Origin of the sequence: Paraburkholderia fungorum (genome assembly GCF_046026025.1) — a bacterium.
Taxonomy (GTDB): domain Bacteria; phylum Pseudomonadota; class Gammaproteobacteria; order Burkholderiales; family Burkholderiaceae; genus Paraburkholderia; species Paraburkholderia fungorum_E.
Genome location: NZ_JAQQFL010000015.1, coordinates 102,202 through 124,839, shown reverse-complemented (window position 1 = coordinate 124,839; position 22,638 = coordinate 102,202). Strand labels below are relative to the sequence as shown.

The 22,638-nt window shown below is 62.8% G+C and carries 18 protein-coding genes and 1 pseudogene; 5 read left to right on the top strand and 14 right to left on the bottom strand.

The genetic code is table 11. The features are described 5' to 3' along the window. Window positions 1-123 precede the first annotated feature (123 nt). From PQR67_RS18290 to PQR67_RS18280, 3 genes and pseudogenes are all read left to right on the top strand, one after another. Window positions 124-1,356, top strand: a complete 1,233-nt coding sequence (locus PQR67_RS18290) for a Zn-dependent hydrolase (protein WP_408462020.1) — start codon at window positions 124-126, stop codon at window positions 1,354-1,356. Further along, a complete protein-coding gene (locus tag PQR67_RS18285; protein WP_408462017.1) occupies window positions 1,353-2,258 on the top strand; it encodes an HpcH/HpaI aldolase/citrate lyase family protein in 906 nt (301 codons plus the stop codon). Before PQR67_RS18290 ends, PQR67_RS18285 begins: the two co-directional genes overlap by 4 nt. 144 nt (window positions 2,259-2,402) lie before the next feature. Then, window positions 2,403-3,713, top strand: a pseudogene (locus tag PQR67_RS18280) (MFS transporter). Window positions 3,714-3,790: 77 nt separating this feature from the next. Here the strand turns inward: PQR67_RS18280 and PQR67_RS18275 are convergent. From PQR67_RS18275 to PQR67_RS18240, 8 genes are all read right to left on the bottom strand, one after another. Beyond that, window positions 3,791-4,486: an SDR family NAD(P)-dependent oxidoreductase gene (locus PQR67_RS18275; RefSeq protein ID WP_408462014.1), complete on the bottom strand. Its 696-nt coding sequence runs from the start codon at window positions 4,484-4,486 to the stop codon at window positions 3,791-3,793. Between the two features lie 45 nt (window positions 4,487-4,531). Beyond that, window positions 4,532-5,299, bottom strand: coding sequence for a DeoR/GlpR family DNA-binding transcription regulator (locus tag PQR67_RS18270; protein ID WP_408462011.1), 768 nt, complete (start codon window positions 5,297-5,299; stop codon window positions 4,532-4,534). Between the two features lie 150 nt (window positions 5,300-5,449). Then, window positions 5,450-6,637, bottom strand: coding sequence for a sialidase family protein (locus PQR67_RS18265; RefSeq protein WP_408462008.1), 1,188 nt, complete (start codon window positions 6,635-6,637; stop codon window positions 5,450-5,452). Between the two features lie 25 nt (window positions 6,638-6,662). Next, window positions 6,663-8,087: a sodium:solute symporter family protein gene (locus PQR67_RS18260; RefSeq protein ID WP_408462005.1), complete on the bottom strand. Its 1,425-nt coding sequence runs from the start codon at window positions 8,085-8,087 to the stop codon at window positions 6,663-6,665. Window positions 8,088-8,223: 136 nt separating this feature from the next. Further along, window positions 8,224-10,587: a 4-hydroxythreonine-4-phosphate dehydrogenase PdxA gene (gene pdxA / locus PQR67_RS18255; RefSeq protein ID WP_408462002.1), complete on the bottom strand. Its 2,364-nt coding sequence runs from the start codon at window positions 10,585-10,587 to the stop codon at window positions 8,224-8,226. Continuing rightward, window positions 10,584-11,753 carry an iron-containing alcohol dehydrogenase gene (locus PQR67_RS18250; RefSeq protein WP_408461999.1) on the bottom strand — a complete coding sequence of 390 codons (1,170 nt, stop codon included), beginning with the start codon at window positions 11,751-11,753 and terminating at the stop codon, window positions 10,584-10,586. The genes pdxA and PQR67_RS18250 overlap by 4 nt, the downstream gene beginning before the upstream one ends. A 52-nt stretch (window positions 11,754-11,805) precedes the next feature. Further along, complete coding sequence (gene dapA / locus PQR67_RS18245; RefSeq protein WP_408461996.1) at window positions 11,806-12,696, bottom strand: 4-hydroxy-tetrahydrodipicolinate synthase; 891 nt, start codon at window positions 12,694-12,696, stop codon at window positions 11,806-11,808. 77 nt (window positions 12,697-12,773) lie between these two features. Next, window positions 12,774-13,937, bottom strand: coding sequence for a porin (locus PQR67_RS18240; protein WP_408461993.1), 1,164 nt, complete (start codon window positions 13,935-13,937; stop codon window positions 12,774-12,776). A 338-nt stretch (window positions 13,938-14,275) separates the two neighbouring features. Between PQR67_RS18240 and PQR67_RS18235 the strand changes: the two genes are divergently transcribed. Next, complete coding sequence (locus tag PQR67_RS18235) at window positions 14,276-14,569, top strand: DUF1330 domain-containing protein (protein WP_408461990.1); 294 nt, start codon at window positions 14,276-14,278, stop codon at window positions 14,567-14,569. A gap of 9 nt (window positions 14,570-14,578) precedes the next feature. Here the strand turns inward: PQR67_RS18235 and PQR67_RS18230 are convergent, their stop codons facing one another. Continuing rightward, the gene (locus PQR67_RS18230) at window positions 14,579-14,992 is read right to left on the bottom strand and encodes a DUF302 domain-containing protein (protein WP_408461987.1); all 414 of its coding nucleotides are present in this window, start codon (window positions 14,990-14,992) and stop codon (window positions 14,579-14,581) included. Window positions 14,993-15,095: 103 nt separating this feature from the next. Here PQR67_RS18230 and PQR67_RS18225 point away from each other — a divergent pair, with 103 nt between their 5' ends. Further along, window positions 15,096-15,809: a phosphonate utilization associated transcriptional regulator gene (locus PQR67_RS18225; protein WP_408461984.1), complete on the top strand. Its 714-nt coding sequence runs from the start codon at window positions 15,096-15,098 to the stop codon at window positions 15,807-15,809. Between the two features lie 59 nt (window positions 15,810-15,868). Here PQR67_RS18225 and PQR67_RS18220 read toward each other — a convergent pair whose 3' ends face one another. From PQR67_RS18220 to PQR67_RS18200, 5 genes are all read right to left on the bottom strand, one after another. After that, on the bottom strand, window positions 15,869-17,257 hold the full coding sequence (locus tag PQR67_RS18220; protein ID WP_408461981.1) for an FAD-dependent oxidoreductase: 1,389 nt from the start codon (window positions 17,255-17,257) through the stop codon (window positions 15,869-15,871). Window positions 17,258-17,363: 106 nt separating this feature from the next. Continuing rightward, entirely contained in the window at window positions 17,364-18,494 is a 1,131-nt protein-coding gene (locus PQR67_RS18215) for a 2-aminoethylphosphonate--pyruvate transaminase (protein WP_408461979.1), read from the bottom strand. Window positions 18,495-18,528: 34 nt separating this feature from the next. After that, complete coding sequence (locus PQR67_RS18210) at window positions 18,529-20,256, bottom strand: putative 2-aminoethylphosphonate ABC transporter permease subunit (RefSeq protein WP_408461976.1); 1,728 nt, start codon at window positions 20,254-20,256, stop codon at window positions 18,529-18,531. Continuing rightward, window positions 20,253-21,344: a putative 2-aminoethylphosphonate ABC transporter ATP-binding protein gene (locus PQR67_RS18205; protein ID WP_408461974.1), complete on the bottom strand. Its 1,092-nt coding sequence runs from the start codon at window positions 21,342-21,344 to the stop codon at window positions 20,253-20,255. Before PQR67_RS18205 ends, PQR67_RS18210 begins: the two co-directional genes overlap by 4 nt. 119 nt (window positions 21,345-21,463) lie before the next feature. Continuing rightward, the gene (locus PQR67_RS18200; RefSeq protein WP_408461971.1) at window positions 21,464-22,519 is read right to left on the bottom strand and encodes a putative 2-aminoethylphosphonate ABC transporter substrate-binding protein; all 1,056 of its coding nucleotides are present in this window, start codon (window positions 22,517-22,519) and stop codon (window positions 21,464-21,466) included. Window positions 22,520-22,638: the final 119 nt, after the last annotated feature.

Here is a 22,638-nt window from a genome sequence, read left to right as displayed (position 1 = left end):
CATCATCCACGAAAATTATACTGAGGATTAGAATTAGAAATTAGACTTATCATTTTTGATTACCGATAAAGGCATCACGACGAACCCGACGCGGCGATTGCGCCGCGGCTTCAGGAGTAGGTGATGCTAAAAATCAACGGTGAGCGGCTCTGGACGAGCCTGATGAACATGGCCGCCGTCGGCGCCACGCCCGCAGGCGGCGTGCGGCGCCTCGCACTGACCCCGCAGGACGCGGCAGGCCGGGCACTTTTTTCGCAGTGGTGCGTCGAGGCCGGGCTCACGTTGTCGGTCGATCAGGTGGGCAATCTCTTCGCGCGCCGCGCCGGCAAACGGAACGACGCAGCGCCCGTCGCGAGCGGGAGTCACCTCGACACCCAGCCCGAGGGCGGCCGCTTCGACGGGGTCTACGGCGTGCTCGCCGCGCTCGAAGTCGTGCGCACCCTGAACGACGCGAACATTGAAACCGACAAGCCCATCGAGATCGTCGTATGGACCAATGAGGAAGGCGCGCGCTTCACGCCGGCCATGCTCGGATCGGCGGCCTTCACCGGCGTCATGCCGCTCGCTCAGGCGTTGAACACGCGCGATGCCGACGGCACCTCGGTCGAAGAGGCGCTGCAAACCACCGGCTATGCCGGCGCGCGCGCCGTGCCCGGTATTGTCTTCGACGCGTACTTCGAGGCGCACATTGAACAGGGTCCCGTTCTCGAGGAAAGCGGCGTGCCGATCGGCGTGGTGACAGGTGGCCAGGCGATTCGCTGGCTCGATGTGCACGTGCGTGGGCAAGCCGCGCACGCGGGCACGACGCCGATGCAGTACCGCCGCGATGCACTGTTCGCAAGCGCGGAAATGGCCGCGGAACTGGAGCGCATCGCAGCGGAGTTTTTCCCGCAAGGTCTCGCCACCATTGGTGAGCTGCACATCCGTAATGCGTCGCGCAACACCATCGCGGCGGACCTGACGTTCACGGTGGACCTGCGTCACCCGGACGACGCGCTGATCGGCAACATGGAAACAGCGCTGCGCGAGCGTTTCGACGTGATTGCAAAGCGCCGCCGCCTGACGCTCGAGATAACACAGCACTGGGTCAGTCCTGCCACGCCGTTCGATCCGCATTGCATTGCCGCGGTCAGCAACGCGGTGGAGGCGCTGGACTATCCGCATCAACGCATCATCAGCGGCGCCGGACACGACGCGATCCACCTCGCCAAACATTGTCCGACGGCGATGATCTTCATTCCCTGCGTCGACGGTCTGAGCCATAACGAAGCCGAAGACGCGTTGCCGGAAGACGTCACGCGAGGTACCGACGTGCTGCTTCACGCGATGCTGACGCGCGCCGGGCAAGCCGCATGAACACCCATCAAGCGGTGCGTGCGCCAGGTGTCAGGCGCACGTGGCTCTTCGTACCCGGCAACAATGCCGTGGCCCGCGCAGCGGCCCTGCAGAGCGGCGCCGACGCCGTCGTCGCCGACCTGGAAGAGATGACCGCGCCACAAGACCGGCCGCAGGCACGCGAGCGCATTGTCACGCTATTGCGCGACGCGGCTGCAGCCGGCACGTTCGGCTCGGTCCGGATCAACACCCTGGAGCACGACGGCCATGCCGATCTCGAAGGCGTCATGCCCGGCCACCCACGGGCAATTTTTCTGCCGCACGCGCAAAGCGCGGCCCAACTGGCCGCGCTCGACGATGCGCTCGCCGCCATCGAGCGCAAGCTGGGCATCCCGGCGGGCTCGACGGAGGTGGTTCCAGTTATCGAATCCGCGCAGGGTCTGGTCAATCTGGGCGCGCTACTTCACGTGGGAGCACGCATAAAGTGCTGCATGCTCGCGGTCGAAGACCTGGCGGCGAATCTCGGCGCGCGCCGCACGCCTGACGGCAACGAACTGCTATACGCACGCAGCCGCTTTCTGATCGAGTGCGTTGCCGCCGGCTGTGTGCCGATCGATCTTCCGTGTACGTATCGCGCGGCGCAGGTGCTCGAGCACGACCTGAAGCTCTCCACGCAACTCGGATTCGCCTCAAAAAGCGTCGTGTTTGCAGAGCACGTGCCGGCGATTCACCGTGCGCTGACGCCATCTTCGGAAGACGTGCGGGCGGCGCACGCGCTCATCGACGCGCACGCGGCACAGCAGGCAAATCCGGCCGCCGCCGATGGATCGGCATGGATCGACTACCCGGAGCGTAATAACGCGCAACGGTTGATCGCCCGCGATGCCCTGCTGCGCGCCTTTGACGACAGCCGCAACGCGTAGACCTGGCGAACGATCCGGCAACCGTCCGGCAACCATTAGCCATCCTGATAGTGAAGATAAAAAATCCGAATTTGGCAGGCGCATTTCGGCGACCGATAAAAACGCTAATCAAACCAACGCTGCCGTCCATCAACAGGATTCCCCATGTCCCATTCTGAACCGACGCATCAGCCCGTGCGCGCCGCCACCGCCGCTTTGATCGGCACGGCCGTCGAGTATTACGACTACTACACCTATGCGACCGCCGCCGCGCTCGTGCTTGGCGAGGTGTTCTTCCCAAGCAGCAATCACTTTCTCAGTACGATGGCCTCGTTCGGCACGTTCTTTGTCGGCTTCGTTGCGCGCCCGTTGAGCGGTGCGGTCTTCGGGCATCTCGGCGACAAGCTCGGCCGCAAGAAGATGCTGCTGCTGACCATGTTCCTGATGGGGATCGCCACGACCGGCATCGGCCTGCTGCCCGGCTATAGCAGCATAGGCATCTGGGCGCCGGTTTTGCTGGTGCTGCTGCGGATTTTGCAAGGTATTGCCGTGGGGGGCGAATGGGGCGGCGCGGTGCTGATGGCGAGCGAGCACGCGCCAGCCGGCCGTAAAACGTTCTTCGCGTCCCTGCCGCAGATGGGTAGCCCGATCGGCCTGATTCTTTCGCTGGTGTCATTCAGGCTCGTCACCTCCCTCGATCACGACAGCTTCGTGGCGTGGGGCTGGCGCCTGCCGTTTCTGGCCAGCTTCGTACTGCTGTTGATCGGCATGGCGATCCGTCTCGGTGTCAAGGAGTCGCCCGAGTTCGAGCAGCTTCGCAAGAATCGCGAGGTGCTGAAGTCGCCCGTCAAGGAAGTGCTGCGTACCGCGTGGTATCCGATCGTGATGGCGGCGATGGCCACGACGATCGGCTCCGCCGGATTCTTCTTCACCAACACGTTCATGATTTCGTATGTCACGGGTTATCTCGGCATGTCGAAATCGTTCATTCTCGATTGCCTGTTTGTCGTCACCCTCATCCAGTTGGCGTCGCAGCCAATTTCGGCACTGCTGGCCCAACGCGTCGGCGAGACCCGCTTTCTGACCTAGGCCGCGCTGGTGTCGATGTTCACGCCCTACCCGATGTTCCTGCTCGTCAAGACGCAAAGCCCCGTCGCGATCGTGGCAGGCATCTCACTTGCGGTGGTAGTGCTGTCCGCCACCTACGCTGTCATTGCCGGTTTCATGACGCCGGCATTTCCAACCCAGGTTCGCTACTCCGGCATTTCGATCGCCTATCAACTGTGCGCGACCATCGCCGGTGGAACGACGCCGTTGATCGGTACGATGCTCGCGCAGCAATACAAGGGCGAGTGGCTGCCGCTGGCGATGTTCTTCACCCTGCTCTCAGCCGTGTCGCTGATTGGTATCGTGGGGCTCGGGCGGTATCGCAAGGGGATACGGGCGGAGGAACCCACGGCAGTGCTTGCCAGTTAGGGCCGGCCGACAGGTGGGGTGACCAGACGCGGTGCGAATCCGGCTGGCAAAGCGCCTGTGATCGAAATCACGCCGGCCTAGAGCGACGCGCCCCCGCACATCACAATCTGCTGTCCGGTAACCGCGCCCGCATCGGCGCCAAGCAGGAAGGCGGTCAGCGCGGCCACTTCCGACGGTTTGACGAAGCGGCCGATCGGCGGCAATTTAGGCGGCGTACCCGCGCGGGCGGGATGGCTGAGTAGCGGCGTATCGGTGGCGCCTGGCGCCACCACATTGACGGTGATGCCGCGCGGCGCAAGTTCGGCGGCCCACGATCGGGCCATGCCGACCAGCGCCGCTTTGGTCGCCGCGTATTGGCTGCGGGTGGGAGCGCCATTCGCCGTCCGGCTGCCGATCAGCACGATCCGGCCGCCCGCTGACAGGTTCGGCAGCAACGCATTGACGAGAAACGCGGCTGCGTCGACATGGATTCGCCACATCGCCGCACCGTCTTCGGCGACCAGTTCGCCGAGCGGCGCCGTGCGCATGAAGCCGGCCGCATGCACGAACGCATCGCACGCGCCGATGGCATCGACCACCGGTTCCAGCGCGGCAAAATCCGTCACGTCGACGGGGACGATCTTCAGGTGTTCGATGTCGTGCTTCGCCGGTGTCCGGCACAAGCCCGTCACGCGCCACCCCTCCGCCAGCAGGCGCTGGACGATCGCCTCGCCGATTCCCGACGACGCCCCCGTCACCACGACATGCCTTTGCCCAACAGATTTCGCTGTCACTCCGTTTCCCCTTGAATTTCGGTTACGGAGGACCGGCACGAACGCTTATCGGGCCGCCACGGTCTCCACCGTCACCTCGCCTCGCTCGTCGAACAAGGCCAGTTCCTGCGGCTCTGCCGCGTCATCGGTAATCAACGTCCAGTCCCGCTCGAGCGGCGTCCAGTGTTGCTGGCTGGCACGGCCGAGCTTGTCGGCGGTAACCAGCACGAACACGCTCGCCGCCTGGCGGATCACGCATTCCTTCAGATATGCCTGCTCGGCCGTCGCCTCACACAGGCCGCGTGTCGCCGTCACGCCGTCGGCACCGAGAAACGCCTTGTCGAAACTCAGGCGGCTCAGCGCAAGCTGCGCCAGCGGCCCCAGCGTACTCATACTCGACGAGCGGATATCGCCGCCGATCAACGTCACCCGCACCGTGCTGGCCGCGAGCGCGCCGACCACCAGCAGGTTGTTCGTCACGACATGAATCGAGCGATACCCGATCAATTGCCGGGCAAGCGCCGCGGTGGTCGTCCCGCCGTCGAGAAACAGCGTGTCGTCTTCCTGGACATGCGCGAGCGCCGCGCGCGCAATCGCATCCTTCTGCTCGCGAAAGCTCTCGCTGCGCTCGTCGAGCGACGCTTCCGGTTCGTGCGCGCTGACCGCGGCCGCGCCGCCATAGGTGCGCAGAATCTGGCGATCTTCAGCGAGCGCGCGCAAATCGCGCCGCACGGTCGCCTCGGACATGCCGAAGTGCTCGCACAGCGTACCGACATCTGTCATCCCGCCCAGCACAGCGTGAAGCATCGCCTCGCGGCGTTTCGCAACTTTCATGATCTTGGATCGGAGGAACCGGTTAAGCGACAGCGCGCCATGAGCGCGCGAAAAAGTGTGCCTAGTGTAGCGAATTTCCATTCGTACGCCGTGTCCCTTGCCGGCCTGCTCAAAACCGGTTTGTCCGTCCCTGCCGCTTCACTTACCGCATTAGCCGCGCACCCAGGCTTCGTCGACGCTCACGTATTTGATCCGTTGCCGGAAGTACGTGAAAGCAATATGCAATGCGCCGTCGGCCGATTGCACGATCGACGGGTACGAATACTCGCGATTGCGCTGCTCGGCCGAGTTGTTCGTCATGCAGTAGCCGTCGCCGATTTCCAGATTGCGCCGGCGCGCCCAGGTATGGCCGCCGTCTTCGGAAACAGCCAGTGACATCGGGCTGCGCGGTGCGCCCCAGAAAGCGCTGCCGTGCGCCGATGCGCCTTGATCGCGCAACGCGCCGCTGTCTTCCGAATCTTCGATATCGTCGTACAGCGAGGCGCGCCGCCCGGTGCTATGCGACGCGTCGCTCTCGTTGAACACCAGCGCGAGATGGCCGTTTTTCAGCCGCACGAACTGGATCGACGAGTTGTTGTTCGGCAGCATGGTCGCTTGCGGCGCGCTCCACGCGCGGCCGTCTTTCGAGCGGCTCGCGTAGATAAAATCCGCCCAGCGGCTGCGAAACAGTGCGAGCAACGAGCCGTCGGCGAGTACCTGCACGTTCATATGCACGCAGCCCACGCTATCGGGCACTTCATGCTCGCGCCACGAGCGTCCTTCGTCTTCGGAGATCAGCACGGCGCTGATGTCGTTGTTGCCGACCCAGCGCTCGCCGGGTTCGGTGCGGCAGAGGAACACCGGGCACAACCATGCGCCATCCGGCAGCACGACGATCGGCTGACGCACGAAGGTGCCCGCGCGATCGAACAACGTTTCGATCGTCCCCCAGGTTACGCCGCCGTCGGACGAGATGCGCCGCCGCACGATCGCCGTGTTCTGATGGCCGGACAACTGCGCGGTATAAGTCAGCCACAAACGGCCATCGGGCGCGGTGAACAGCACGGGGTTCTGCTCGGAGCGCGTCGGGTCGTTCGACAGCTTCTCGGGCTCGGACCAGACGCCGCTACCCGCAGTCAAGCGCGACAGGTAGATCGACACGTCGGGAATCCCTTCCTGCGTGCCGCCGAACCAGACACACAGCAGGTCGCCATTGGGCAGCGCATGCAGATTGGCCGCGTGGTTCTGCACGCACGGGGATGGCAACCAGGCGTCGCGGCGCTGCGCATCGGCATAGGCCACGCGTACATGGCCGTCCCACGCTGCCGGGGTCGGGGCTTCTGTGAGGATGGAAGTCATCCGGGGTTCTCCTGAATACGTCAATTCAATGTGATTCACGATGCTGGAGCCGCTCGCCGCTCGCGCCGACCGGCTTGGAATCCGAGGGAAACAGCAGTTTTTCCAGCACGATAACGACAGCCGGCGTCACCAGCGACACATACATGTTGTCGATACCGAACGGATTGCCGAGCAGATACCACACCGTGGTCGAGATCGTCGCGATGATCAGCGCGGCCATCGCCCCACGGCTGCTGTTGAAGAAAGGCAGATAGATGCCGATCAAGGCCACCACGGAGACCGTCAGCCGCAGCGCGCGCGTGAAGAACGACAGCGCGAGAATCTGCGGCACGAACAGCACGAACAGGAGGGGCACGAGTCCGACCACGAGCGAAATCCAGCGCGTCATGCGCAGTTCGACATCCGGCGCGGGGTTGTAGCGCGGCACATAGAAATCCTTCACCACCAGCGAGGCGATCGCCAGCGCCACCGTGCACACGCTGACGAAAATCGACGCGACGAGCGAGGTCGTCACGACGCCAGCCAGCAGCGGATTCATGTGTTGCAGAAACACCGGCAGCGCATAGAGGCTCTTGATGTGGGGAAACAGAAACTTGGCGGCCACGCCGAGGAAACCCAGCGCGATCGAGATCGGCACGCACAATGCCGCGGCCAGCAGCGAGGCATTGCGCGCCGCCTCGGGTGAACGGGTCGCGGAAATCGCCTGAATGATGAACTGCGTCGAGAAGATCGCGCCTGCCGTGCCGATGATCCACGCGCCGATCGTACCGTTGCTGAGCGAGCCGTTCCATGTGAAGTAATGCTCGGGCATCTGCGCCATCATGGGCTTGATGCCACCGGTCATTTGCCACGCCACGATCACCAGAATCGCAATGCCGATCAGCTTGACCGCGCTATGCACGATGGTCAGATACGCGACGCTCTTCAAGCCGCCCCACGCAAAATACACCGTACTCACGATCGCCGTGATCACCGCGGCGGTCGGCAGATTGATACGCATCACCGTCGAAATCGCCGCCGCGCCGCTCACATAGTTGCCCACGTTCACGAGGAACAGCGCATAGATCATGATCGCCGAGACGACCAGCTTGGCGCGTTTGCCGTACTTCATGGCAATGAAGCCGGAGATCGTGAATTCACCCGAACTGTAGAGACGTTTGGCCATGAAGAGGCCAAAGAACAGAAAGCCGATCGAAGCGGCGATCACCGACCACGACGCCGCGACCCCCGCACTGAACGCTTCCTGCGAGGTGCCGACCGTCGACTTCGCGCCGATGAATTCCGACATCAGCAATACCGCGACGACCACGGCCGGCATCGAGCGCGACGCCACCATGAACTGTTCGGAATTGCGGCTGCGCAGTTTGACGCTGAACCAGCTGGTCAGAAGAATGTAGAGCACGACCATCCCGATGATGATCGCTGTGTCCCAGTAGCTAAAAGTTGCCATGGTGTCTCCAATGTATTTTGACGACGTCTTCGCATCGAAAAATCCGGCCGCCGGGCGTGTCCCCGCCTTCTCGGCGGCCGAGAATCTGTTTTCGCCGCACGAGCGCGGCCTGGTGTTGCCGACTTGCGATCCGCGCTCAGGCTTCCAGTTCGGAGTGCCGCGTCGCGAGATCGAGTGCCTGTTTCAACGCCTCGAGCATGCTGCCTTCGTCGGCGACACCCTTGCCGGCGATGTCGAACGCCGTACCGTGATCGACCGAGGTACGAATCACCGGCAGACCGACGGTCACGTTGACGCCGGCCTCGAGGCCCATCACCTTGACCGGGCCGTGTCCCTGGTCGTGATACATCGCGACCACCACGTCGAAATCGCCGCGGCCGGCGCGGAAAAACAGCGTGTCGGCAGGCAACGGGCCTTCCACATCCCAGCCGCGTGCCTGCAGCACCTGCACGGCCGGAATGATCTTTTCCTCTTCCTCGCCGTAGCCGAACAGCCCGTTCTCGCCCGCATGCGGATTGATCCCGCAGACGCCGATACGCGGGTTGTCGATACCGGCGCGCACGAGCGTTTCATGCGCGCGCTCGATGGTCCGTTGCACGAGACCCGGTTCGATCCGGCGAATCGCATCGAGCAGGCCGATGTGCGTCGTGACGTGAATCACGCGCAGCTTCGGCGCGACGAGCATCATCGACACTTCGTCGATGCCGGTGAGATGCGCGAGCATCTCCGTATGTCCGGGAAAAATGTGGCCGCCGGCGTGCAGTGCTTCCTTGTTCAGCGGCGCCGTGCAGATCGCGTCCAGTTCGCCAGCCGAAGTCAGTTTGACGGTGCGCGCAATGTACTGATACGCCGCATCGCCCGCGATCGCCGAGAGTTTGCCGTACGGCAGATCAGCGGGAATCAGGCCGAGATCGATGCAATCGACCACGCCGCATTCGAAGCCGGCCTCCGCGGGACTGCCGATCGAGCGCACCTCGAGCGCGAGGCCCGCGCATTTGCCCGCATCGCGCAAACGTGCGGTGTCGCCGATCACTAGCGGGCGGCACTGTTCGTAGACGGAGGCATGCGCCAGCGCCTTCATGACGATTTCCGGGCCGACGCCGGCAGCATCGCCCATGGTGATGCCGATAACTGGACGATAGGTCATTGTGGGGAGTCCTTTGAGGGTGGCCTCGTAAGGCCGGGCAATGCGTTGAACGCCGACGAGTTTCCGCCAGGCAAGATGAAGCGTGCCGGGATGGCCGAAGCCGCCCGCCTTGGTGACGACGCACAGGCGGCGCCCGTTGTGATCCGCGTGCAGCAGCGGCACACCGCTTTCGATTTCTTCGACGATCCGCAACTGGCCGATGCCGGCAGCGGACAACAACGCGCGCGCGGTCTCGCCGCCGGTGGCGATGACGCTGCCGGCGAACGGCAATGCCGGGGTGAGCAGCGCTGCAAGACGCTGGCAAAACAACAGGCCGTCGGCGACGCTGCTGCGATCGGACTGACTCAGCGAGACGACAACGTGCCGCCCCTGTTGCAGCGCTGCGCTAACCTTGCGGGTGAGATTCGCATGCGCCTCCGTAAGCGGCTCGGCAAGCAGCGTCCGCGTGTCGACTTCGAACGGGATCAGCGTGCTGCCCGCTTCTGCTTTCAACCGCTCGATCTGGGCATGCGAGACGCTCGACATGCTGCCGACAACGGTCAGTACCGGCTGATTCGGTGCGTGATGTGCGGGTGCCGTGAGCGGTGTGGCAGGCGGTGTGGCAGGCGCCGTTGCGTCGGTCAAATTCAGCGTGCTCATCAGATCGCCCGCCAGCCCTGCTGAACCCACCCAGAATACGCCGCGTAAGGGGGCGGACGCGCGGGCAACCCGCCGCAAGTCGTCGTCCGTTTCGCTGTCGCACACCACAGCCTGAATACCCGCCTCGCGCAGCGTGTCGAGTTGGTTCGTCAACACGGCGGGGTCTGCGCGAACCTCGGTCAACGTCAGTGCAACCGTGCGCACACCGTATTGCTCGAGCATCGCCAGAAGATTGGCCTCGCCGCTGAATCCTTCATTGCGCCACACTTCGGTTTCTTCCACCGCCACGCCGTTCAGCCATTGGCGTGCGTCGCGTGTCGTGCGGCCGGCGGCCGGAAATGCGGGCGCCACGATCGCCATGCCGGCGAGCGGCACCAGTGCCGCCACTTCCGCGGCGAAGTTGCCGCGCAGCGTCGAATCGACTTTCTTGTAGAGCTTCGTCTCCGCGTGGCCGAGTTCGTCCCACACCTCCACATGACGGCGTGCCGCTGACGTCGCATCGAGCCGGCGCGAATCGGCATCGACGGCGAGCACGTCGATCATGTCGGGTTCTTTGCTCGCTGCGCGCATCGCCGACGCTGAGGACGCGTTTGCATCCAGCGTCACGACACTGCGCAAGCCGAGGCGCGCGCCTGTCACGGCGCAGTCGGCCGTGCCCGACAGGTCGTCGCCGATGATCAGGAGCCGCAAGCGGCGTTCGCGTGCGAGGCTCATGGCAGCAGGCGGCGATAGATCGTTTTCATGTCGTCGAGCGACAGCGGCTTCGGGTTGTTGCCGAGCAGCCGTTTGACTTTCGCCGCCGCCACCGCGAGCGCGTCGAGATCGTTTTCGCTGACGCCGAACTTGCGCAGATCCTGCGGAATATCCACGGCCGCCGTCCATTCGTCGATGCGTGCGATCAGCTTGCGCGCGGCGGTCTCTTCATTATCGCCATGCGCGCAGAGCGACAACGCATGCGCGACGTCCGCGAGGCGGCCCGCGCAGGCATCCATATTGAAGGCCATCACATGCGGCAACAGCATCGCGTTCGCCACGCCGTGCGTGATGTTGAACATGCCGCCAAGCGGATACGCGAGCGCGTGCACCGCGGCCGTGCCGGCTGCCGTCAACGCGAGACCGCCGTACATCGAGCCGAGCATCATGGCTTCGCGCGCCTTGATCGATTCGCCATGCTCGTACGCTTCGATGATGTTCGCGCCGATCCGCCTCATCGATTCCATCGCGAACATATCGCTGATCGGATTCGCCTTGGTCGAGATATACGATTCGAGCGAATGCACGAACGCATCCATGCCGGTCGCCGCGGTGATCGCCTTCGGCAATTTCAGCGTCAGGGCGGCATCGAGAATGACAAGCTGCGGCAACAGATGGCGGCTCACGATGCCGACCTTCAGCGCCTCGTCCGGCAACGTGACGATCGCATTGGGCGTCACTTCCGAGCCGGTGCCGGCGGTGGTCGGCACGAGGATCAACGGCACCCCCGGCTTCTTTATCAGATCGATGCCGAGCCATTCGCGCAGCGGCTGTTCATTGGTCAGGCGCACGGCAAACAGTTTGGCTGCGTCGAGCACGCTGCCGCCGCCGATCGACAGGATCGCGTGCGGCGCGAACGGGGCGATCTGTTCGCTGAACACGCTTTCCACATTGCCGATGGTGGGCTCGGGTTCGACATCGCGCACGATCAGCACTTCGACGTCTTTTTCGGCAAGCGCGGCCGTCACGCGATCGATCACACCGAGCGCCTCCATCGCGGGCTGGGTGATCAAGGCGATGCGTTTGACCGGCGTATCGAGCAAGGCAAGTTTGTCCGCTAGCAGATCGAGGCTGTGGGCGCCGTGCACGATGTGCTTGACGGTCTGGAAGTGATAGGTCGTGGTCATGACAGTGTGTCGTTGGCGATAGAGTGGCGTGGCCGATGCGCAGCAAGGTGCTTCAACGTGAGGCGTCGCGGTACACCGCGAGCGCCTGTTCAAGACGGGCGCGCGCGTTGGCATCGAGCGGCTGGGCGGGTGAACGCGCCGGACCCGCCGGCATGCCGAGCATTTCCGCCGCGGTCTTCAGCACCACCGGCATGGTGCCGAGCGCGAAGGCGTCGCGCAGCGCGCGCAGCGATTCCTGGGCCTTGCGTGCGGCCGCGATATCGCCGGCCTGAAAGTGCTTCCAGATCGACGTGACGACACCCGGCACCGCGTTCGTGGTGGCGGCCACCGCGCCGTCGCCGCCCGCGATCAGCGTCCACAGAATCATCGAGTCGGTGCCGGTGAACACCGCGAAGTCGTCGCGGCGCAGATTGATCAGTTGCAACAGACGATCGAAGTCGCCGCCACTGTCCTTGATGCCGCGAATGTTGGGAATCTCAGCGAGGCGGCGTACCGTGTCGACAGTCAACGTGACGCCGGCCTTCGCGGGAATCGTGTAGAGCATCACCGGCAGCGTGGTGGCGTGCGCAATCCGCTCATAGTGCGTGAACAGTTCCTGCTGCGTCGCGCCGTTGAAATACGGCGTGATCACCGATACCGCATCCACGCCCACGTCGAGCATCTTGCTGTTCAGATCGATCACGTCACGCGTGGCATACGCGCCGGTGCCGGCAATCACCGGCACGCGCGAGCGCGCCTGGTCGACCGCGATCTTCGCGATCCGCAGCTTCTCCGCTTCGTTCAAGGCGATGAATTCGCCATTGGTGCCGAGCACGAACAGCGCATGCACGCCGGCCTCGATCAGGCGTTCGATCAGTGTGCGCAAACCCGCTTCATCGACCTCTTCCGACGCCGTCATCGGCGTGATGAGGGCGGGAATGATTCCTTTGAACAAGACTGTCATGCTCGACTCCACTTCTACGAAAGAAGGCTTGAGGTTTTCCTCTGAGCCTTCCTGTTTGATCAAATTGCCCGAACCGTTCAGAACTTGTGACGCAAACCGACCGCCGCAACGAGCTGGTGCGAGGTGCTCGACGCCGTGATCGGCCACAATGCCGCCGTTGCCGCGTGCCCCGTCGAATCGATCCCGCTCGCCGCTTGCCAGCCGGCGGTGAGATACACGTCGGTGCGCTTCGACAGGAAATAATCGGCGCCGGCGTTAACCTGGTTGTAGTGCGCGTCGCCCGCTCCGTGCGTACGGGTGTAGTTGTACGCCACGCCAAGCAGCGTGGCCGGCGTCAGTTGATAGCGGAAATTGGCTTCGAGGTTGTCGAAGGTCGCGGTATCGCCGACAAAACGCGCGATCGGTGCGGCAGCCGCGCCCGAACCCAGATCCTTGAACTTCGAATTCGAATAGATCACCCCGAACGTGGCCGCGCCGAAGGTGTAGGCACCGCCCACTGCCGCGATCTGAAGCGTGCGCGCGGACGCGTAGCCGGAATAGATCGGCGTGTTGTTCGGCGAGATCGCCGCCGCGCCGGCGGTACCGTCGAACAGTCCGGTGTTCGGCGTGGTTGCGTTCACGTACGAGGCCGCGACCACGAACGGGCCGTTCGCGTAGGTCGCGCCGAGCCCCCAGACGCGATTGGTCGAGAAGTCGCCCGCCGTGCCGCCGAAACTGAACAGGCCGCTAAAGCGAAAGCCCGCGTAGTCGTTGCTGGTGAACTTCACGCTATTGCTGATCCGCTCGTTCACGTAGAGGTTGTCCGTATTACCCGGATGCGCGCCAAGACCGCCCGCCCACTGATTCGCCGCCGTGAGCGCGCCGAGAAAATCCGCGGAGGTGTCGTTCTGCCGCCCCGCGGTCACCTTGCCGAAACCGCCGCTCAAACCCACATAAGCGGCACGCCCGAACTCACGGCCGTTCTGACCAAGCGTGCCGGCCGTGCTGCTGAAACCATTCTCAAGGACGAACAGCGCGCTCAGGCCGCCGCCCAGATCTTCCTGACCACGCAGTCCCCACCGGCTGCCAGCCAGCGTGCCGCTCGACATCTGGACGTTCGAGTGGCCTTTCTGGCTGTTCGAATAGACGAGCGAAGTGTCGATCAATCCATACAGGGTAACGCTGCTTTGCGCGTGCGCGCCGGTCGTAGCCGCGCCGAGTACGCCCAATGTGGCCAGAACCTGGAAAGAACGCTTTTTCAATGGTGTCTCCGTGATTTTTCTTGATGGCAGGCCATGGCGCTACGGCCATTTGCAGACGGTCGGGGCCTGCTGACGTGAGCGTTTCGCTCAATATAAACGACCGATTCGGTCAATATAGTGATCGAATCGGTCATTTGCAAGCATTTTTTTCGATTCGATTACAAAAACGATTGAATCGATCAAAACCATGATGGCCTGCAAGAGAAGCGGTACGGAGGGAGGCAAACGGGCTGGCGAGACGCGGCGCTTGCGTGCGAGGTTTCTCGAAGTGACATAATCCCCGCGTCGTTGCTTTGCAACGCGACCACGACTTTCACGCCGCAAACAAGGAGATTCAGATGAGCAAGGGATATTGGGTGACCGCATACCGCGCGATCAAGGACCCGTCGAAGCTGGCCGCATACGCGCAGTTGGCAGCACCCGCAGTGGCCGCCGCCAACGGCAGATTCATCGTGCGCGGCGCGGCCGAGGAAGTGCGTGAGCAAGGCTTGAAGGAACGGACCGTCGTGATCGAGTTTCCGAGCTACGAAGAGGCCGTGGCTGCTTATGAAAGCGACGCCTACAAGAAAGCGCTCGACGCCTTGAGCGACGGCGCCGAGCGCGACCTGCGCATCCTTCGCGGCGCTGAGTGACGCGTACGCTCAGCCGGCCGCGGCGGCCTGCACGAGCGCGCCGATGCCGTCGATAGCTTTCATCAACTCTGCAGGCGCGCCATGCCGCGCCTGCAGATAGCTCGTTGCGTTATACGAGAGCCACACCAGTCCGTCACCGTCCTGCCACACCAGCACCTTGAGCGGCAGATCGAGCGCCGCGCCCGGCACGGCCAGCATCAGCGGCGTCCCTGCCCGCGGATTACCGAACACCAGCAACTGCGACGGCGGCATCGCAAGCCCCGCACGCTGCGCATCCGCCGCGAAATCGATGCGGGCAAACAGGGTGATCTGTTTCGCTTCGATCAGCGAGGCAAGCGCGTCGGCCGCCTGTTCGACCGTGTGTTGCGTGGGTACGGTGACGATGCCGTTGTCGGCGGTAAGAGTGGCCAGTGAAGCGGACATGGATTCCTCCGGTATTGACGATTGTTGACAATAGACAAGCTGCCACGCTATGGTCAAAGAAGCCGACCGTCTGTTGTTCAATCCTTTGTTCTAATCGCCGATCATGACCACGTCAACCACGTCTAGCGCCATCGAACTGCTGCAACGGCATTCCCTTGCGACGCTAGTGCAGGAAATGCTCGAACGCAGCATCGTCTCGGGGGAATTCGCTCCGGGAGAGAAGTTGAACGAAGTCGAAGTCTCCACGCGCTTGAATGTCTCTCGCGGGCCACTGCGCGAGGCGTTCCGTGCGCTGGAACAAGCCGGTTTGCTGAAGACGGAGAAGAACCGCGGGGTCACCGTGCGCGCGCTGTCGCTGCGCGAGGCCGAAGAAATATATGAAGTCCGCGCCATGCTGGACGAATCGGTCGCCCGCGCACTCGCCGACCGGATGACGCCTGAAACGCTCGCAACGCTCAAAGGCATCATCACGTCGATGAAAGCCGCGAAGAAGGACCACGATCTCACGCGCTATACGGCATTGAACGTGCAATTGCACGACGCGATGGTGACGGGTGTCGGCAACCAGCACCTGATCGAAACCTATCGGCATCTCGTTCGTCAGCTTGGATTGCTGCGTCAGGCCGCAATCGAATCGGAGAAAAGCGCACTCGCGACCTCGGTCGCGGAACACGAGAAAATCGTCAACGCGCTAGCCAAGGGCGACGCGCAGAGCGCCGTCACGCTCGTGCGCGAACACGTCGCGCATGGCCTCGCGAGAATGCGGCGCGCTCACGAACACTGGGCAGCGTCCGCCGGCAATACCGGCGGCAACTGAAGCAAAGCCCGACAGTTGCGCGCACGACCCCGCGCTCAGCGCTGCGGGGCCGCCGTCACTTAAGCTTTATCCGACTTCCCCGCGGCATTGGCGAGCTTGCTGAGCAAGCGGTCGACCAGCCACGGCTGCCGGTCTTCGTCTTCCGCTCGTTCCTTGCGCCGAATCGCGTCGCGCACGGTAATCGAACCCACGAAGCGGATCGGTTCGGGCGGGAAATAACCCAACGGTCCGTTCGTCAATGGGCTGCGCGTCCATTCGTTGTCGAGATCGAGCAACAGCGAAGACAGGATCTGGCCGCCCATATAGGTCGGCCCCACGCCGTTGCCGGAATAACCGAATCCATAGAGCACGTTCGGCGCGTCATCGAGTCTGCCGAAAAATGGAAAGCCCGTGACCGAACGATCCGACGGACCGTTCCAGCTCGCCGTCACCGGCACGTCGCGCAAGGCCGGGAAGAAATCGTGCAGGCTGCGCGTCAGATCGGCTTCGTACGGCGAGCGCTGATCGAACACGGGCGCGATCCGGCCGCGCCAGGCAAACGTATTGCCGCCCTTGCCGAGCATCAGCCGGCCGTCCGCGGTGCTGCGATAGTAGTAAACAAAGATGCGTGAGTCGAGCACCGACACGCCATCTTTCAGGCCGATTTGCTGCAGTAATTCCGGGCATTTCTCGGTGACGATCATGTCGCTGGAGACAACCGCAAGCGTGCGCTCGAACTGCCGGAAGCGGCTCGCCATCCACGCGTTGATTGCGAGCACCAGTTTGGGTGCGCTCACGCTGCCGGCCGGTGTACGCACGCTCACGCGCTCGCCGGAAGTGAAATCGAGCATCGGCGTGCGCTCGTAAATACGAATGCCCATTTCGAGCGCGACACGCCGCAATCCGCGCACGAGCTTGCCGGGATGAACCGTTGCCGCAACCGGCGAATACACGCCGCCGAGGTTGCGCGCCGAACCGGAACGGCTCGCCACTTCGGCGGGCGCGAGATGTTGATACGAGTTGATGCCATGCTCGCTCAGTGCGGCGATCACCGGATCGAGCAAACCGATCTGCGCGCGCGAGGTCGCGGTGAAGAGCGTGCCGTCGAGCCGAAGCTCGGCATCGACATTGTGCTCGACGCAGAAGTCGCGAATCTGCCCAACCGCTGCTTCGGATGCTTTCACGAGGCGGATTGCTTCGGCTTCGCCAAACAGACGCCGCAGCGTGAAAAACTTCGTCGACCACGTCAGCAGGCAGCCACCGTTGCGGCCGCTTGCACCCGCGCCGCACAGGTCGCTCTCGATGATCACGATGTCGAGATCGGGTTTCTTCTGCTTCGCCTGGATGGCGGTCCACAAACCGGTGAAACCACCACCGACGATGCAGACATCGGCTGTGGTCGCGCCTTGCAGTGCGGGCGCCAATGAACCGTCGGCGAAGAGTGCTTGTTCAATCCAGAACGGACGCATGAATTGCTCACATTGATACAACGGTTTAACGCCACGCGGCGAAAAGCAGGGCTTCTTTCCGCCCCCTGAGAAAGAAGCCTTCGCACGTGGACAGGGTCAGGCCAACCTAGGCCAGCGCTTGCGCCGATACCCGCTTGATCCCCATCGCCTTCAACGTATCGGCGATCGCGGCAACTGCGCCGGGAATACCTGATTCGCCAAAGTGCCCGATACAGCCGACACGAAATGTTTCCATCTGGGTCAGCTTGCCCGGATACAGGATGTAGCCGCGCTTTTTCACTTCGGTATAGAAGGTCTTGAAGTCGTAGTTGGGATCGTCAGGCGCATGGAACGTGACGATGATCGGCGCCTGAATCGCCGGGTCGAGAAAGGTTCGAAAACCGAGTGCGGCCATGCCTTCGATCAACGCCCGGCAATTGCTCGCATAGCGGGCGCCACGTGCTTCCAGACCGCCCTCTTCCATGTATTGCGCGATCGCCTGATCGAGTGCCGCGACGACGTGAGTGGGCGGCGTGAAGCGCCACTGCGTCGTGCGGTTCATGTAGACCCACTGATCGTACAGATCCATCGCAAGCGACGGGCTGTTGCCCTCGCATTGCTCCAGCGTGCTGCGTCGAATGATCACGAAGCCCATTCCCGGCACGCCTTCAAGACATTTTCCGGAGGCGGCCACGACGGCATCGAATGGCGTTTCGCGCGCGTCGATGTCGATGGCGCCGAATGAACTCATTGCGTCAATGATCAGACGGCGCCCGTGCCGCGCGACAACCACGGCAATCTCATGCAGCGGATTGAGCACCCCGGCGCCGGTTTCGCAATGCACGAGCGCCACGTGCGTGATGCTTGAATCAGCCGCTAGCGCGCGATCGACGTCGGCCGCCTTGACCTGCGTGTCTTCGGAGTAGTCGAGGGTCTGATGACGGCGGCCGAGCGCCCGGCAGATCTTCGCGATGCGTTGGCAATACGCGCCGTTGTTCGGTATCAGCACATGTCCATCGCGTGGCACCAGTGTGCCGATTGCCGCTTCGACCGAGAACGTGCCGCTGCCCTGCAACGGTACGCATTCGTGCGTGTCTTCGCCATGCACGATGCGCAGCGTCTGCTGGCGGATACGGGCAGTGATCTGATTGAAATCGCCGTCCCACGATCCCCAGTCGCGCAGCATCGCCTGACGCGTGCGTTCTGAGGTCGTGAGCGGACCGGGAGTGAGCAGAATGGGCTGGGCGGGCAGGTTCACGGTAGCTCCTTATAGATCTTGATGAAGATGGTTTTCAGCCATGACGCGTCGTGCGCCACGCCTGGGTTCTGCGCAATACGCCATGCGACACACAGGCAAACAGGACGCAGGCGAAGGCGGCCGTCACGAGGACCAGCGTGGCCATTGCCGCGGCCGGTCCAATCTGGCCGGCGTCGTCGAGATTAAGAATCGCGACGGAGGCCGGCTGCGTGTCGGGTGAATAAAGAAACGCGACCGCCGACACCGTCGTCATCCCGTTGACAAACAGATAACGCGCGATCTGCAGGATCGACGGCAGACACACAGGCACGGTGACGCGCAAAAACGTCTTGTAGAAAGGCACTTTCAACGAAGCCGAGACGGCTTCGAATTCGTTGTCGATCTGCCGGAGCGCGGTAACCGCGGTCAATTGGCTCGACGAGTAGTAGTGCACCACCGTAACGATCGCGAGCAGCGCGAGCGTCCCGTAAAGACCGTTCAAAGGATTGGCGGGCGAGTTGAACAGAAAAATGTAGCTGATGCCGAGCACGAGACCTGGCACGCCCATCGGCAGGATCGCGCACAGATTGATGAAACCGCGCAACCAGCGCGGCCCGCGTGTCTTCTCCACCAGATACGCGCCGCCGAACACGATGATCGTGCCGCCGACCGCCACGCATGCAGCCATTTTCAGGCTGTTTTTGTACGAATCGAAAATCCCTGCGCCAATCAGGCCCATCTTGTAGTGCTGCAAGCCGAGGCTCATCTGATACGGCCAGAACTTCACGAACGAAGCGAACACCGATATGCCGACCACCGCCACAAGCAGCATGCAGATCAGTCCGCAGTAGCCGAGCATGGCCATGTCGAAACCACGCGCGGGTTTCGGCTGGTAAGGCGTCGAACGCGCGCCGAGTTGCGATTGCTGTTTGCGGCGAATGAAAAAGTCGACGGCGAACGCAACCAGTGCGGGACAGAGCAGCAGCAGGCTGACTACCGCGCTGCGGTTGAAGTCCTGCAAACCGATGATGAGTTTGTAGATGTCGGTGGAGAGCACCGAATAAGGTCCGCCGATCACGACCGGCACGCCGAAGTCGTTGATGCAGATCGTGAACGACACCATGGTCGCGCTGATCAGCCCATACTTCGCGCCCGGCAGCGTGATCGTGAAGAATTTGCGCGCACGGCGGGTGCCCATCGCATCGGCCGCTTCGTACAAGCGCCCGTCGGACAGCGACAGCGCGGTCACGAGAATCATCAGCACATGCGGAAACGCGGCGTAGACCAGACTGCATACGATGCCCGGCAAGCCATAGATCGAATGACCGTGAAGCAAGGGCTTGAGGATGCCCGAGTTGCCGAACCAGTAAATGAACGACACCGCGGACAGCAGCGTCGGCGCGAGCAGCGGCAGCAGTGCGACCGTGCGAACGGCGTTCTTCATCGGCATGCAGGAGCGCGTCAGTGCGTACGCAAACGTAAATGCCATCGGAATCACGATCGCCGTCACCAGGCAGGCCACCGTGACCGAATGCAGTGTCGACGTCCACACGCCGGAATCCACCAGATAGCCGGTGAAATTGGCGAGTCCGACAAAGTGACCATCCGCGTCGACGAAACATTTGCCGATCACGAGCGCCAGCGGCAACAGCAAGAACATGCCGAGAAACGCGGACATCAGCAGGAGGGCCAACTGCGCGATCCGGTCGTGCCAATGGCTCTTCTGGCGCACCTCGGCGTGAGCTTCGTCGCCGCTGCGGCGCTCGATCAGAACGGCGCTCATTGAAGTCGCTCCTTCGCGGCGGAGAAGACGCATACGTGTTCGCGATTGATCGCCAGATTGAAGCGCGACCCCGGCTGCAGACGGTTACGGTGCATGTCATGAAAGGACAGATCGGCGACGACCTCCTGCTCGCCGAGCCCGTCCACCTTGAAACTGACCCGGCAGAACGCACCGAGGAATTCCAGCTTCTCGACTGAAGCGGGCAGCAGGTTGTCCGCCTCGCTGCCAGGCGCACTGAGGTGAATGTCTTCCGGGCGCACGAACGCCGACACTTTCGACCCCAGCACCGCACGCTCCGATCCGCACCCGTAGCGCAGCGCGATGGCGCCCGCCTTGAGACTGCCGTCAGGCGCGACCTCGGCCGGAATCAGATTGACCTTGCCGATGAAATCCGCAACGAACGGCGACGCCGGCTCGCGATAGATTTCGTGCGGCGTGCCGATCTGCTCGATCACGCCTTGATTCATCACCACGATCCGGTCGGCCATTGAAAGCGCCTCTTCCTGGTCGTGCGTCACCATGATCGTGGTCACGCCGAGGCGCTGCTGCAACTGGCGGATTTCCTGACGCAGCCGCACACGCACACGCGCATCGAGGGCCGAGAGCGGCTCATCGAGCAACAGCAGACCCGGTGACGTGGCCAGTGCGCGCGCCAACGCGATGCGCTGCTGCTGACCGCCCGACAACTGGTTCGGGTGCTTCTTCTGCGCATCCGGCAAGCCGACCAGGGCGAGCAGTTCGTTCACACGATCGGCGATTGCCGCGCGCTTCATCCTGCGATTCACGAGGCCATAGGCCACGTTGTCGAAGATGGTCAGATTCGGAAACAGTGCGTACGACTGAAACACGATGCCGTAATCGCGAAGCTGCGGCGGCAACCGCGAAATATCGCGGCCGTCCTGCATGATCTGGCCGGCGCTCTGTGTTTCCAGCCCGGCAATGATGCGCAGCAAGGTGGTCTTGCCGCATCCCGACGGTCCGAGGAAGCAGAGCATCTCGCCCTTCTTCACGCCAAGATTGATGTCCTCCAGAACCGGCGTGTCGTTGAACCGCTTATAGACCTGCTGCACGCTCAAATACGCTGTCATCTGCTCCTCCGCTTTTCTCTTGCCTGCATGGCGCAGCGCACTGCCGCTGCGTCGTCGCACTGTTGGGGGCCGCGTAGCGCGCGGCCCCGGCGCTCGTCAAGACCCGGCTGAACCGGGCCTTACTTCTGCTCCTTGTTGCCGTAGCGCTTTTGCCAGTCGTCGAGAATTGCGTCGCGGTTTTTTGCGGACCAGGTGAAATCGTTCTTCACGAGCAGTTCTGAATAGTTATCGGGGATGCCCGAGAGTTTCTTCGCGACGCCCGGGTACGCAACGATCGCCCACCATTGCGCGGTGATTTCATTGGCCTCCTTGCTCGCCATGAAGTCCGCGAGTTTCCTCGCCGCCTCCGGCTGTTTGGTCGTTTTCATGATGCCGGTTGCTTCCATGTCCCAGCCGAGCCCCTCTTTCGGGAAGATCAGGTCGATGGGGGCGCCTTGCGCCTGCAACTCATGCCCGCGGAACTCGAACGAGATACCGATCGGAAATTCGCCGGTGCCCGCCAGCGTGCAAGGCTTCGAGCCCGAGTGCACGTATTGCGCGACGTTCTTGTCCAGCGCGTCCATGTACTGCCAGCCCTTGTCTTTGCCAAAGGTTTGCAGCCAGGACGTCACATCCAGATAGCCCGTGCCGGACGACACCGGACTCGGCATCACGATCATGCCTTTGTAGACCGGCTTGGTGAGGTCTTCCCATGAGGTCGGCTTAGGCAGATGACGCTTCTCCGCTTCGACGCGGTTGTAGCAGACCGTCGCGCCCCAAACGTCCATGCCGACCCAGTGCGGCGGCGTGTTCGCGTCGCTGTACTTGCGCGTCAGACTGTCGAAACCCTTCGGCGAGTAAGGCATCAGCATGCCCTGCAGATCGAGCAGCGTCAGGCTCGATGCCGCGAGCCCGAGCACCACGTCGGCACGCGGATTGTTCTTTTCGGCCAGCAGTTTGGCCGTGACCGCGCCGGTCGAATCGCGCACCCAGCGAATTTCGATATCCGGGTTGGCTTTTTCGAAGGCGTCTTTATAGGGCTTCATCGCCTCGTCTTCGAGCGCCGTGTAGACGAGCAACTGTGTTTTCGCCTGCGCGAACTGGACTGCGCCGAACGTGACGGTGGCAGCCACCAGACAGCGCAACGCCAGATTCAGACGACCTCTGCAACTTTTAAACCCCGACTTTTCCTTCATTTCCAGACCCCTTGAGAAAGTGGCGTCGCGGCCAGCGACGAAAACGACCGGTGCTACGGGACCACAACGTGTTGCAACCCTGTGTTGCAACCCTATTAATCAACTCTGCTGACGACTGC